At 71.4% G+C, this 13908-nt stretch carries 10 protein-coding genes; 8 read left to right on the top strand and 2 right to left on the bottom strand.

All coding sequences use genetic code 11. The features are described 5' to 3' along the window. Positions 1-6: 6 nt before the first annotated feature. Positions 7-3228 (bottom strand): non-ribosomal peptide synthetase, encoded by a 3222-nt coding sequence (locus B4N89_RS43395; RefSeq protein WP_078982115.1) that lies wholly within the window; start codon positions 3226-3228, stop codon positions 7-9. A gap of 132 nt (positions 3229-3360) precedes the next feature. Then, a complete protein-coding gene (locus B4N89_RS43390; protein ID WP_078982114.1) occupies positions 3361-3672 on the bottom strand; it encodes a hypothetical protein in 312 nt (103 codons plus the stop codon). A gap of 414 nt (positions 3673-4086) precedes the next feature. Here B4N89_RS43390 and B4N89_RS43385 point away from each other — a divergent pair, with 414 nt between their 5' ends. From B4N89_RS43385 to B4N89_RS43350, 8 genes are read left to right on the top strand one after another with little or no spacing between them, the layout of a single operon-like run. Next, positions 4087-5349: a GNAT family N-acetyltransferase gene (locus B4N89_RS43385; protein WP_161501023.1), complete on the top strand. Its 1263-nt coding sequence runs from the start codon at positions 4087-4089 to the stop codon at positions 5347-5349. A gap of 43 nt (positions 5350-5392) precedes the next feature. Continuing rightward, on the top strand, positions 5393-6628 hold the full coding sequence (locus B4N89_RS43380) for a DegT/DnrJ/EryC1/StrS family aminotransferase (protein ID WP_078982112.1): 1236 nt from the start codon (positions 5393-5395) through the stop codon (positions 6626-6628). 19 nt (positions 6629-6647) lie between these two features. Next, positions 6648-7622 carry a glycosyltransferase family 2 protein gene (locus B4N89_RS43375; protein ID WP_078982111.1) on the top strand — a complete coding sequence of 325 codons (975 nt, stop codon included), beginning with the start codon at positions 6648-6650 and terminating at the stop codon, positions 7620-7622. Beyond that, positions 7619-9007 (top strand): NAD(P)/FAD-dependent oxidoreductase, encoded by a 1389-nt coding sequence (locus B4N89_RS52330; RefSeq protein WP_235619330.1) that lies wholly within the window; start codon positions 7619-7621, stop codon positions 9005-9007. The genes B4N89_RS43375 and B4N89_RS52330 overlap by 4 nt, the downstream gene beginning before the upstream one ends. Further along, positions 9004-10422, top strand: a complete 1419-nt coding sequence (locus tag B4N89_RS43365) for an aspartate aminotransferase family protein (protein WP_235619329.1) — start codon at positions 9004-9006, stop codon at positions 10420-10422. Before B4N89_RS52330 ends, B4N89_RS43365 begins: the two co-directional genes overlap by 4 nt. After that, a complete protein-coding gene (locus B4N89_RS43360) occupies positions 10419-10868 on the top strand; it encodes a hypothetical protein (protein ID WP_078982109.1) in 450 nt (149 codons plus the stop codon). Before B4N89_RS43365 ends, B4N89_RS43360 begins: the two co-directional genes overlap by 4 nt. Further along, on the top strand, positions 10847-12328 hold the full coding sequence (locus tag B4N89_RS43355; RefSeq protein WP_078982108.1) for a GMC family oxidoreductase: 1482 nt from the start codon (positions 10847-10849) through the stop codon (positions 12326-12328). Before B4N89_RS43360 ends, B4N89_RS43355 begins: the two co-directional genes overlap by 22 nt. Before the next feature lie 29 nt (positions 12329-12357). Continuing rightward, positions 12358-13908, top strand: coding sequence for a GMC oxidoreductase (locus tag B4N89_RS43350; RefSeq protein WP_235619328.1), 1551 nt, complete (start codon positions 12358-12360; stop codon positions 13906-13908).

Raw genomic sequence — 13908 nt, 5'->3', positions numbered from 1 at the left:
GTCGCGTCACGAGTGCGTCGACTTCCGGTGGTAGTGGACGTAGCGGTCGAAGACGTTCGCGTCGATGACGGGCGGTCGCAGGCCGATTCGTCGGGCCAGCCGTTCGGCACGTGTGACGGAGAACAGCGCCGTGCCGTCCTGGAACACGTCGGCCAGCCGATCGCGGCGCGATCGCGGATCCCCGTCGGGCGCCGGCAGTACGGCCAGTGCCCCCGCCAGGGTGCGGTCCCCGGGCGCGGCGAGCGAGGCGTCGTGCAGGGCCGCCCAGAACGTCTCGTATCCGACCGGCTCCAGCCCGAAGGCCGAGCCGAACGCGCCGAGCAGCCCGCCCAGTTGCACGGGCGTGGGATGCAGGAGGTGGAACCAGCCGCGTTCGTGGTGTGCCACGGCGGCGGCCAGCAGCGCGCCGACGGTGTCCAGGGGCGTGTAGTCCAGGAGCAGCGGATTCGTGGGGTGCGCGCCCACCCGCAGGCACGCCCGGATGAACAGATCCGTGCGGGAGCCGGTGTTCGGGACGCCCGTGTCGGTCGCGGGCATGACCTCGCCGAGCCGGTGCACCGCCGTCGGCAGGCCGCGCTCCGCCGCCTGGAGGACGAGCTGTTCGGCCACCCACTTGGAGCGCCCGTACCCGGTTGTGGCGGCGTCGGCGGCGGGCCACGGTGCCTCGGGCGCCCGGGACCCGGGGCCGTCGGGGACCGGCGCCCGGCCGCGCGCGGCGAGGGTGGACACGAAGTGCAGCACCTTGGGTCGACACCGCGTGGCGAACCGCAGGATCTCCACGGTGCCCTCGACGTTCGCCGGGCGGTGCGCCGAGTATCCGCGCACGAGGTTGACCAGGGCGCCGGCGTGCACGATCGTGTCGACGCGCTCGGCGAGACGGCGCGTGTCCGCGTCGTCCAGGCCCAGTCCCGGTGCGGCCAGGTCGCCGACCACGACGCGCAGGCGTTCGGCGTGCTCGTCGCGCCAGAGGTTGTAGTGGCGCAGGTTGTCCGCCACCCGCCTGCGCGCGGATTCCGCGTCGTCCGCGCGGACCAGGCAATACGCGGTGACCCCGGGCAGGCGAAGCACGTCGTGCAGCAGTTGTGCGCCGACGAAGCCGGTCACGCCGGTGAGCAGCACGTGCTCGACGCGCGGTTCCGCCGGCGCGTACGGGAGTCGGATGTCCGGAGGGAGCACCGGATCGTGGCCGAAGTGCTCGGCGGCGTCCCGGCGGGTCCGCCGTGTGGCGATCGAGGCGCCGGTGCCGTTCCCGGAGCCGTTTGCGCCGCTGTTTCCGTCGCCGTTCGGCCCGGTTCGGCCGCCCAGGGCCGCGAGTTGGTCCGTCACGGTCGGGGCCGCGACCACGTCGCGTACGGAGAAGTCGGTCCGGAAGCGGGCCGCGATGGCCAGGGCGAGGCGCTGGGCGCTGAGCGAGTCGCCGCCGCTGTCGAAGAAGTCCTTGTCGGCGTGTACGACGGGCTCCGGAAGCACCTCGGCCCACAGGTCGAGCAGTGCCTGCCGCGCGTGTTCCGCGGTCGGGGGGCGGCGGGTCGCGCCGCCGGCGGTGCCCTGCGGGGCCGGGGTGGCGGGGGCTCCGGCCTGCGCCGGGCGGTCGAGCAGTCGTTTCAGGGCGCCGCGATCGGCCTTTCCGTTGCCGTTGAGCGGCATGTTCTCCAGGATCACGATGCGTTTCGGGGTCAACTCGGCCGGGAGCGTCGCGCGCGCGTGGCGGATCAGGTCGTCGGTCGAGGTGTCGCCGCCGACCGTGACGAAGGCGGCCAGGTAGGTGGAGCCCCCGTGTTCGTGCGCCACCACCTTCGCCTCGCGGACGCGGGGGTGTGTGGCGATCGCCTGCTCGACCTCGCCCGATTCGACCCGCACCCCGCCGATCTTGAACTGTTGGTCGCGTCGGCCGCCGAAGAAGAGCACGCCGTCCGCGTCGTGGTGACCGAGGTCGCCGGTGCGATACATCCGCGACCCGGGCAGCTCGGCGAACGGGTTCGCGACGAACGCCGCGTCGGTGCGCTGTGGATCGCCGAGGTAGCCGAGGCCCAGGCACTCGCCGCCGATGTGGATCTCGCCGATCTCGCCCGGCGCGACCGGCCGGTTCCGCTCGTCCAGGACGATCGCCCACGTGTTGTCGATGGGGCGGCCGATCGGCAGCGGACTGCGGCGGTCGCGGGTCACGTCGTGAAAGACCGACCCGATCGCGGCCTCGGTGGGACCGTACGTGTTGATCAGCGCGACGTCGGGCAACATCTCGTGGAACAGCCGGACGGCGCGTGCGTTGATCTCCTCGCCGCCGATCAGCAGCCGTCGCAGGGAGCCGAGTCGTGGCACCGACTCCGGCCGCGAGTGCAGCAGTTCGACCAGGCTGTTGAAGATCGTCGGGACGAAGTCGGTCATCGTGATCCGGTGCCGTGCGATCACGTCGACGGTGGCGGCGAGGTCGAGCATGCCCCGGGGTTCGGGGATGACCACGCTTCCGCCGTGGGTGAGCGGCCACAGGAGTTGCCACAGCGACGAGTCGAAGGTGTGTCGGCTGTTCTGGAGCACCCGTTCGGGATCGCCGGTCACGAATCGGTCGGTCATGTAGAGGAATCGATTGAGCAGGCCGCGGTGCGTGTTGAGGGCGCACTTGGGTACACCGGTGGACCCGGACGTGTAGAAGCCGTACGCGAGGTCGTCGGGGCGGGCCGGCGGGCCGAAGCGGTCGGCGGTCGGGGCGCCGAGCCGGTCGAGGTCGACCGCGAGGATCACGGGAGCGGCGGAGTCGTCGCCCCACGTCGGCCGGGCGTCTCGGCCCGGGCCGGCTCCGGCGTCCCGCGTCGTGCCGACCGCGACATCCCGCGCCGCGCCCGGGCCGGCGACGGACAGGACGACCTTCGGGTCGCACGCCCGGATCATGCCGCGCAGCCGCTGCTCGGGCCAGGTCGCGTCCAGCGGCACGAACGCCGCGCCCGTCTTGAGGACGGCCAGCATGGCCACCGGCAGGCCGAGGCCGTTGCGGGCGTGGAGCGGTACGAGGTCGCCGGGCCCGGCACCGTGTTCGTGCAGATCACGGGCCAGCGCGCTCGCCATCCGGGTCATGCGCTCGTAGTCGAGGACCCGGCCGGCACATTCGACGGCCGGGGCGTGTGGGGTTCGCGACGCCCACGCCTCGACGAGGTCCAGGACGGTCCGGTCGGGCGGGAGGGAGACGGCTCGGCCCAGGAATTGTGCAACCTGTGTCTCGCGCAACCTCTGCATGTCGATGAAGTCCCCTGTCGCATGGGTGCGAACAACTCGTGACAAGCCGCGGCCGCGACGCCGAAAAAGGTGGGAAAGCCCTCGCCGATGGGTCGCCGAGGGCCTTCCCGTCAGGAATTTCGAAACGCCGGATCAGACCTCGGTCGCCACCCAGCTGATATACCAGCCGTGACTCACCGCGTATTCCACGGGCAGCGGCCGACCGTCCTGCCAGCGCACGTAGATGCGGAAGCCCTTGGCGGTCGGCGTGTAAATGGTGTTTCCACCGGTGGTGGTCCACATGGAGTCGCGCCCGCACAGATTCGCCGTGTACACCGGGGTTTCCGAGAAGTTGCCCGCGCTGGTGTCCACGTCGATGTAGATCCCGGTGCCGTTGTCCTCCTCCACGTGCTGCTGCCAGTCGTCGATGGCGGTGTTGCCGGCGATAAACCTCGGATTGCTCATGTGATCTCCTCGGTCGCAGCGAAGACGCGTATCCGCACGTCGGCGTCGCGTTCGAGTGTTAGCGATCGGTTCCGTAGATCACAAGGCACCCCGGCAATCTTCATGGAATTCGACAGAATGATCTGTTCCGATTTCGGAGCACCGGAACGGAAGGATCAATTCCTGCTCGATCGATCGGTAGCGAACCCCGCACGATCGCTTCCCGAACGAATCATCGACAAGCCTTGACAGTCGCAGGCCCGGCGTGAAGCATGATTGTTGGCCGATGCCCAGTAAAGATCACCCGGCGGTCGATAAAGATCACTCGGCGGCCGATCGGCCGCAGCCCGCCGCATTTCGGCAATTCTCCTGTTCGGGTCGTCGATGAGACACGCACCCCGAACTCTTTCGCATGTCTGCGAGGTGCCTTTGCCTGTGGATCAGACCCGATCACGTGTCGACGGGTACGATTTCCGTGCGCCGGATTCATGGGACCAATTCGCCGACGTCGTCGCCCTCGCCTACGGCGGATACGAGGCGGTCCCGGAATACCGAAAAATCATCGGCGACATATTCGAGCCGAAACGCTCGCTGCTCGCGCACCGCGCCGGCGAGACCTGCGCCACGCTCGCCCTGTACTCGCTGGACATGAGCGTCCCGGGCGGTCGACAGCCGATCGCCGGCATCGGCTACGTCACCGTGGATCCCACGCACCGCCGTCGCGGCCTGATGCGCGACCTGATCCGACGCACCCTGACCGGCCTGCACGACCGGGGCGAAGAGGCGGTCGCCGCGCTGCACACCACGGAGCCGGCCATCTACGGACGCTTCGGATTCGGCTCCGCCACCCGCGCCGTCCGAATCCGGATCCCGCGCTCCTCCCGCGAGTTGTCGACACGACCTCCCGCCGCGCCCACCGACCCGCCGCCGTCCGTGCGCGTCCTGGACCCGGCCCGATGCGGCGCGGAGATCACGCGGATCTACGAACACGCCATCGACCGGCGGCCGGGCATGCCCCGGCGCGACGGCACCTGGATGCGCCGGGCCCTGCTCGACCTGCCGGAGCGGCGCGGCGGCGCGGGACGGTTGTTGTGCATGCTGGCCGGGGCCGACGACGGCGAGCCGGCGACGGGATACGCCCTCTACTCGCTGACCGCCCACTGGGAGAACTCCTACCCGCGCTACGAGGTGCACGTCCGCGAACTGTTCGCGAACGACCCGACCGCGTACGTGAATCTGTGGCGGGCGCTGCTGGACATCGACCTCGGCGGCACGGTGATCGCCGACCGCCCGGTCGACGACGCGATCCTGGCCCTGCTCGACGACCCGCGCAGCGCCGCACCCGTCGCACGCGATCAGCTCTACACCCGCCCGGTGGATGTCGCACGTGCCCTCGCCGGACGCGGATACGGGGCCGAGGTCGATCTGGTACTGGCGGTCGCCGACCCGATCTGCCCGTGGAACGTGGGCCGTTGGCGACTGCGCACCGGCACGTACGAGGGCGAGTGCGCGCGCACCTCGGCCCCGGCCGATCTGGCCCTGACCGTGCGCGAGTTGGGTGCCGTCCACCTCGGCGGCACCTCGTTGACGCAACTGGCCGCGGCCGGACGGGTGGTCGAACACCGGGCGGGCGCGCTCCGGGCCGCGACCCGGGCGTTCCACCACGACCCGGCGCCGTTTTGCCCGACGGTGTTCTGAGTCCACCGCACCGGCCACGAACACGACGTGAGGAGGCGGTCGCATGCCCGGTCCCGGGTACGCGTCCTTCGGTGACGAGGAACGACGCAACATCGCGGAGGTCCTCGACGCCTGGCAGAACACGGTCGGGGTGCACTCCCAACCCGTGGCACAGGACTCGCAGTGCCGCCGGCTCGAACGGGAGGCGGCGAGCCGGCTCGCGTCCCCGCACTGCCTGACGGTCAACAGCGGGACGTCGGCGCTGCTGACCGCCTTCGCCGCGCTCGGCATCGGACCCGGCGACGAGGTGATCGTCCCCGGATACATGTACGTCGCCTGCCTGTCCGCCGTGGCCTACAGCGGCGCGACGCCCGTACTCGCCGAGATCGACGAATCGCTCACCCTCGACCCGGCGGACGTGCTCGCCAGGATCACCCCGCGCACCCGCGCGATCATGCCCGTGCACATGCTGGGCGCGTCCTGCGACATGGACGCCCTCACCCGCATCGCCCGCGAACACGACCTGCTCCTGATCGAGGACGCGGCGCAGGCGTGCGGCGGCACCTACCGCGGCCGCCCGCTCGGCGGCATCGGCGAGGCCGGGGCCTTCTCGCTCAACGTCTTCAAGGTCGTCACCGGCGGCGACGGCGGTCTCCTGCTGACCCGCGACGCCGGCACGTTCCAGCGCGCCTACTCCTTCCACCACCACGGCTGGTTCCCCTACGCGCGCGAAACCGGGCCCGGCGACGTGCTGTTGGGCCTCAACCTGCGGATGGGCGAGTTCGGTGCCGCGGTGGCGCGCGCGCAACTCGCGCGCCTGGACGACGTCCTGGCCCGCACCCGTGCGCTCAAACGCGAGCTCACCGCCGCGATCGGCACCCGCGACGGCGTCGCCGAACGGGTCCTGCACGACGCCGAAGGGGACTGCGCCACCGTCGCGGTCTACGTCTTCGACGACCGCGAGGCCGCCGAGGAGGTCGCCTCGGGCCTCGGCTCCAAGACCCTGCTGCACTCGCCCAAACACCACTACGGAGGCCTGCCGGAACTGCGGGCGCTGGCCGATCCCGACCACCCGTCCTGCCCCTTCCGCCCGGTGGAACCCCCGGCCCGCGGACACACCTACCGCCCCGGCGCGCTGCCCCGTACCGACGACGTCCTGAGCCGGTCCCTGGCCCTGACGGTGGGGTTGACCGACACCTACCTCGGAGCCGACTTCGGAGTCGACGTCTTCAGCCGCCCGCACGACATCGCAGCCGCCGCCGAGAAGTTCCGGGCGACGCGCGACGCCGTCCTGGGCTGAACCGGAAGGAGTCCGCACCGTGTCGCAGCGAAAGGCGGACGGACCCGCGCCGCACACGCCGCTGATCAGCGTGGTGGTGCCGTGCTACAACGAGGGAGAGGTGGTCGCGGAGGCACATCGCCGCATCTCCACCGTCATGCGGGCGCTCGACGGATACGACCACGAGATCGTCTTCGTCGACGACGGCAGCCGGGACCACACCTGGGACGTCCTGACCTCCCTGGCCCGCGCCGACAACCACGTGCAACTCGTGCAACTGACCCGCAACTTCGGTCACCAGCCCGGCATGATGGCCGGACTGCGCGAGGCCCGCGGCGACGCCGTGGTCACCCTCGACGCCGACCTGCAGGACCCACCCGAACTGATCCCGGCCATGGTCGAACGCTGGGGCCAGGGCTGGCCCGTCGTCTCCGGTCGACGCGTCGCGCGGCACGGCGACACCCGGTTCAAGGTCGCCACCGCCTACGTCTACTACCGCCTGCTCAAGTCCCTCGCCGACCATCCCATCGCCCTCGACACCGGCGACTTCCGCCTGCTCGACCGCTCGGTCGTGGAGACCTTGACCCGACTGTCCGGCGACCCGGGCTTTGTGCGCGGACTCGTCGGCTGGGCGGGCTTCGCCGAGACCAGCATCGAATACGGGCGGGCTCCGCGCTCGGCCGGCCGCTCCAAGTACACGCTGCGCAAGATGGCGAGCCTGTCCCACCGGGGCGTGATGACCTGTACGGCCACGCCCGCCCGGCTCCCGACCGCCGTCGGCGTCGCCTGGCTCGGCGGCGTCGCGCTCACCTCCGCGGTGCGCCGGCGGCCGATGCCGGTCGCCGCATGGACCTTCGGCGGCGAAGCGCTGCTCCTGGGAATACTGGGCGAATACCTGCGCCTGGTCCACCACGAGGCGCGCGGCCGCCCGCCCTACGTGGTCGCCCGGCGCGACCGGCAACACGCGGTCACGCCGGTGACCGCGCTCGCCGAACCCGAGGAGCAGGCGTCGTGAGCCGCGAGGACACCCGGTTCGACGTGGTGGTCGTCGGCGCCGGATTCACCGGGCTCGCCGCCGCGCACGAACTGGGACTGGCGGGCCTGAAAACCCTGATCGTCGAGGCGGACGACCGCATCGGCGGCCTGGCCGGTACCTTCGACGTCGGCGACGGACACCTCGAACGCTTCTACCACCACTGGTTCGAGTCCGACCACGACATGTTCCGGCTGTGCGCCGAACTCGGCCGCGGCCACCTGGTGGAGCGCCGGCCGGCACGCACCGGCTTCTACCACGCCAACACCATCCACCGCCTGTCCAGTCCGCTCGACGTGCTGCGCTTCGCGCCGCTTCCGCCCGTCGACCGGGTGCGCCTGGGGCTGATGGTGATGCGCGCCGCGCGGGTACGCCACTGGCGCCAACTCGAAGCGCTCACCGCCGAGGAATGGCTCGTGCGCATCGGCGGACGCCGGGTGTTCGACCTGGTGTGGAAGCCGCTCCTGGAAGGCAAGTTCGGCGCCTACGCCCCCCAGGTCGGGGCCACGTGGATGTGGACCAAGCTGCACCTTCGCGGCGGCAGCCGCAGCAGGTCCGGGCGCGAGATGCTGCACTACCTGCGCGGTGGATGCGGGGCCCTGCTCGACGCCTGGCGACCCCGCTTGTGCGAACTGGGCATCAGACTGCGGCTGCACAGCCCGGTCTCCGCCGTCCTGGTCGACTCCGGCGGCGTCACCGGGGTCCGCGTCGGGGACGAAGTGGTCTCCGCCCGGCGGGTGTTGGTGACCACCGCGCCGAGCGTGCTGGCCGACATGCTGACCGGTCAGGACGACGAACACCTCGCCGTACCCGCGCTGCGCCGCCAGTTGGGCAGCATCCCCTACCTGGCGAACATCTGCCTGGTGCTGGAGAACACCCACGCGCTCTCCGACACCTACTGGCTCAATGTCACCGACCCCACGTTCCCCTATGTCGGCGTCATCGAGCACACGAACTTCGACGACCCGGGCCACTACGGCGGCCGACACATCGTCTACCTCTCCAAATACCTCCCCGAGGACTCGGCGCTGTATCGGATGAGCGACGAGGAGGTGTTCCGCTACAGCCTGCCCCACTTGCGCCGGATGTTCCCGCGCTTTCGCGACGAATGGGTGCGCGGCTACCACGTCTGGCGCGCGGAACACGCACAACCGGTGATCACCCGGAACTACTCAAGGATCGTGCCCGGCGTGGAATGCGCGGTACCCGGCCTGTACATGGCCGGCATGGCGCAGGTCTTCCCCGAGGATCGCGGCACCAACTACGCGGTGCGACACGGCAGAAACGCGGGCAGGCTCGTCGCCGATCGGGCGCGGGCCCACGAACGCACCGGTCTGGCCAGTCTACGAACGGGAGACGGGACGTGAGCGAACTGCTCGACGCCGAGGCCTGCGAGCACCTGTCGATCGACCGGGTGCACGATCTCTACCGGCGCCACGTCAGCCGCGGCCAGGTCGCCCTGATCGGCTCGTTCGGATTCGGCCGCGACCTCGTGGAACACGCGGAAGGGTGCTGGATCACCCTGCGCGACGGCCGCCGCGTCCTCGACTTCACCGGCGGGGTGGGCGTGCTCAACCACGGCCACAACCACCCGCGGATCCTGGCCGCGCGGCGCCGCTTCGCCGAGCGCAAGAGCATGGAGGTACACAAGAACTACCTCTCCCCGTACGTCGCCGCGCTCGGCCACAACCTGGCGATGCTCCTGCCGGGTGACCTGAACATCGCCTACTTCCCCAACTCCGGCGCCGAGGCCGTGGAGGGCGCCCTGAAAATGGCGTACAAATACCACCGAGGCCGGCGCGGCACCGTCCTGCACACCGACATCTCCTTCCACGGCAAACTCCTGGGCGCGGGCAGCCTCACCGCGTCGCCGGAGATCCACTTCCCCTTCCCGAGCCTGCCCGGCACCGACCGCTTCGGCTACGACGACTCGGACTCCTTCGCCCTCGCCCTGGACCGACACCGCACCGGCGACGGCGGCAGCGACGTGTACGCGGTGGTGCTCGAACCCTTCAGCGCCTCCGGACTGCGCGAGTGCTCCGAGGAGTTCCTGCGCACAGTGCGCCGGATGTGCGACGAACTCGACATCGTGCTCGTCTTCGACGAGGTCTTCACCGGGTGGGGACGCACCGGGTCGCTGTTCCACTTCATGCGCCACCGCGACCTGGTCCCCGACGTGCTCGTCACCTCCAAGTCCTTCGGCGGCGGCAAGGCGTCCATCGCCGGCTACGTGGCCCGCGAACACGTCTTCCGCCGCGCGTACGACAACCTCGCCGACGCCACCTTGCACAGCACCACCTACCACGGCTTCGGCGAGGAGACCGTCACCGCGCTCGAAGCCGTCGCGATCGCGGTCGAGGACGACTACCCCGCCCGGGCCCGGCACATCGGCGAACGCCTCGGGAACGGACTGGCCAAACTCGCCGAGACGCACCATCGCCTCGTCGCCGCGACCACCGGACGCGGCGCGCTGCACGGCGTGTTCCTCAAGGCCGGCCCCGCCCGGCTCGACCGCATCACGCGGCTGCTCCCGGGGTCCTTCGCCCGGGACCCGCAACTGCGCTCGAAACTGGTCACCGGAGCGGTGATCTCGGCGCTCTACCACGACCACGACGTGCTCACCTACTACGGCTCCAACCACGGACTGCCGCTGATCGCGGCACCGCCGCTGATCGCCGAGGACGAGGAGATCGACCTCTTCCTCACCGCCCTGGACCGGGTGCTGGACAAGGGCATCACCCGGCTGGTCACCGCCTTCGTGAAGGACCGGGTGACCGCGTGAGCGGCGGGGACGTCGCCCCCGACCCGGCGGGCCGCCGGGCACTCGCGCGGACCTCCCGGGCGTTGCGGGCGAGCGGCCTGACGCGCGTGTGGGCGGTCCGGTATCCGCCGCTGCGCGAGCCCGAGGCCGCCGCGCCGGCCGCGAGGCACGTCGCGGGCAGCCTGGCCGCGACGGCGCCGCCCTATCGGGCCGCGTTCATCGTGGTGCTGCGCCTGGTACCGGCCGCCTTCCGGCTCGTGACGGGTCGTCGGCTCGATGCCGCCTCCCCGAACGTGCTGTCGGCGGGCGCGGCGCGGCTGGAGCGGCTGCCGGTGCTGGGCACCGTGGTGCGGACCATCGGCGCCCTCGCGTGCCACGGGGCGCTGGACGGCGTTCGGCCGGCGGTCCCGGTGCCGGCGGCGGGGACCGAACTCCCGGAGCGGGCATGGCCGAACGACCCGCGGTGATCGACTGCGACGCCCTCGTGATCGGCTCCGGCGCCGGTGGGGCCGTCGCCGCACTGGAACTGGCTCGCGCGGGCCGGCAACCCATCGTGCTGGAGGAGGGGCCCGAGGTGTCCGTCGCGGACATCGCCGAAGCGTCGCCCGCCGAGAACATGCGGCGGCTGTACCGCAACGCGGGACTGTCCCCGATCCACGGGCGCCCCACGATCGCCTTCGGCGAAGGGCGCTGCGTCGGCGGTACGACCGTCGTCAACGGCGGCCTGCTGTGGCACCCGCCCGCCGACCTGCTCGACCGCTGGGCACTGCGTTCGGGCATCGACGGATATCGGGCCGAACACCTCGACGCCCACCTGCGCGAGATCACCCGCCGGTTGTCGGTGATCACGCACACGGAACGCCCGCCGGCCAACCGGGACTCGCGGCTGCTCGCGGTGGGCGCGGACGCCCTGGGGTGGCGCCGGCAGGACGCCCGCCGCGCGGTGCGCGGATGCCGACACAGCAACCGCTGCGCCACCGGTTGTCCGACCGGGGCGAAGCAGAGCATGGCGCTCACCTACCTGCCGCAGGCCCGGCGGCGGGGTGCGCGCGTCGACGCCGGCACCCGGGCGGTCCGCATCGGGCACGACGGGCGCACCGTCACGGCGGTATACGCGGTCGGCCCCGACGGACGGCGGACGACCTACCGGCCGAACGTCGTCTTCCTCGCCGCCGGCGCCCTGGGCACACCCGCCCTGCTGCAACGCAGCGGCATCCAGGCGCGCCGGGCCGGTCGACACACCGCGATCCACGTCAACCTGCGGGTGAACGCGCGCTTCGCCGATCCCCTGGCGGCCCGGAACGGGACCATCTTCACCACCCAGCTCCACGAGTTCGCCGACCTGGGCATCCTGATCATGCCCGCCAACCTCACCCCCGGCACCCTGGCCGCGAGCCTCGCCGGGCATCCGCCCCGGGTACTGGACCGGGTGCTCGCGGACATCGACCACGTCGGGACGTACACGGTCCAGGTCCGGGTGTCCGGCGGCGTCCGGGTCACCGCGCTGCCCGCCGGCGGCCTGCTCCTGCGGCATCATCTGCGGGCGGGCGACCGGGAGTTGTTGCGGTTCGGACTGCGGCAGGCGGCGCGGGTGTTGTTCGCGGCGGGCGCGGTCGAGGTGTACGCGCCCGAGCGGCGCGTGCTGCGCTCCGTCGCAGAGGCGGAGGCATTCGTCCCGCGCGCCGATCCGCGGCGCTGGGACCTGGTGTCCGTGCACGCCATGGCCTCGTGCCCGATGGGCCTGCCCGAACGCGGCGGGGTGTGCGACGGATACGGCCGACCGTACGGCCTGCGCGGACTGCACCTGTGCGACGCGTCGGTGCTGCCCGGCGCGACCGGGGTGAGCCCGCAGGGGACCGTCATGGCGTTCGCCCACGAGATCACCCACCGGTATCTGGCACTGCCCAGGATGCCCAGACTGCCCTGACGCGGAATCCGGGAAAGGAAAACACCCACGTGCCGAATACCCCTCCCGCGCACCTGCCCGGCCTGCTCGAACCGTGTGCCGACGAGATTCGGTGCGATATCGCGATCATCGGCTCCGGCATGGGAGGCGCGACACTCGCCTACGCGCTGCGGAATCTCGGAGCCCGGGTCACGGTGATCGAGCGGGGCGACTTCCTGCCGCGCGAATACGAGAACTGGTCGCCGAAAGCCGTTTTCACCCGGGGGCGCTATCGAAACAGCGAGAACTGGTACGACGCCACGAGCGGGCCCTTTCGACCCGGGGTGCACTACTACGTGGGCGGAAACACCAAGGTATTCGGGGCCACACTGCCGCGTTTTCGGGAAACGGACTTCGGCGCGGTCGACCTGCACGAGGGCGTCTCGCCGGCGTGGCCGATCGACTATCGCGACATCGAACCGCACTACGCCCGCGCGGAGCGGGTCTATCGGGTGCACGGCACCCCGGGGCAGGACCCCACCGAGCCGTGGCGGTCGGGCGACTTCCCGTTCCCCGGGGTGGCCCACGAACCCGCCGTCGCGGCACTGGCCGACTCCCTGCGCGGCCAGGGACTGACGCCGTTCGACATGCCGATCGGGGTGGATCTGCGGACCGGGGGCGGCTGTGTGCGCTGCGCCACCTGCGACGGCTTCCCGTGCCTGCTCGACGCCAAGAGCGACGCCGACGTGTGCGCGATGCGCCCCGCGCTGGCCGCCGGCAACGTCGAACTCCTGACCCGAACCACGGTCGTCCGGCTGCGCACCGACCCGAGCGGCACTCGGGTGACCGAGGCCGTCGCGACCCGGGACGGCCGGGAACTGCGCGTGGTCGCCGAACGATTCGTGCTGGCGGCCGGGGCGGTCAACACCGCCGCGCTGCTCCTGCGGTCCGGCACCGGGTCGGGGCGCGGCCTGGCCGACGGCTCGGGGCGGGTGGGCCGCAACTACATGGTGCACAACAGCACGTTCGTGGTCGCGGTCGACCCGCGCCGCCGCAACGACACGGTCTTCCAGAAGACCCTCGGCTGGAACGACTGGTACCGGGACGAGGGCCCGCACGGACCGCTGGGCAACGTACAAACGCTCGGCAAGCTCCAGGCCCCGATGGCCCGCGTGCTCGGCGACCGGGTGCCGGCGCCGATCCTCGGCGCGCTGGCCGCGCACAGCGTCGACCTGTACCTCACCAGCGAGGACCTGCCCACGCCGAACAACCGCATCACCGTCGACGGGGCGGATCGGGTGGTCGTGCACTGGTCGCCGAACAACCTGGCGCCGCATCGGGAACTGGTGCGGCGCACCACGAACGCGATGCGGCGATCGGGATACCCCGTGGTCTTCACCCGACGCATGGGAGTGGCGGTCAACTCCCACCAGTGCGGTACGGCGGTGATGGGCGAGGACCCGGCCACCAGCGTCGTCGACCCCTACGGCAAGGCGCACGACCTGGACAATCTGTGGGTGGCCGACAGCGCGGTGTTCCCGTCCTCGGCGGCGGTGAACCCGGGCCTGACCATCGCCGCGAATGCCTTCCGGATCGCCGCGGACGGCGAACTCGCCCGTTGA

The organism is Embleya scabrispora, assembly GCF_002024165.1.
Lineage (GTDB): Bacteria > Actinomycetota > Actinomycetes > Streptomycetales > Streptomycetaceae > Embleya > Embleya scabrispora_A.
This window is presented reverse-complemented; position numbering and strand designations above follow the sequence as displayed.

Coding starts and splice junctions, on each gene's coding strand:
- B4N89_RS43380 (WP_078982112.1), top strand. CDS start 5,393: ATGCCCGGTCCCGGGTACGCGTCCTTCGGTGACGAGGAACGACGCAAC.
- B4N89_RS43395 (WP_078982115.1), bottom strand. CDS start 3,228: ATGCAGAGGTTGCGCGAGACACAGGTTGCACAATTCCTGGGCCGAGCC.
- B4N89_RS43390 (WP_078982114.1), bottom strand. CDS start 3,672: ATGAGCAATCCGAGGTTTATCGCCGGCAACACCGCCATCGACGACTGG.
- B4N89_RS43355 (WP_078982108.1), top strand. CDS start 10,847: ATGGCCGAACGACCCGCGGTGATCGACTGCGACGCCCTCGTGATCGGC.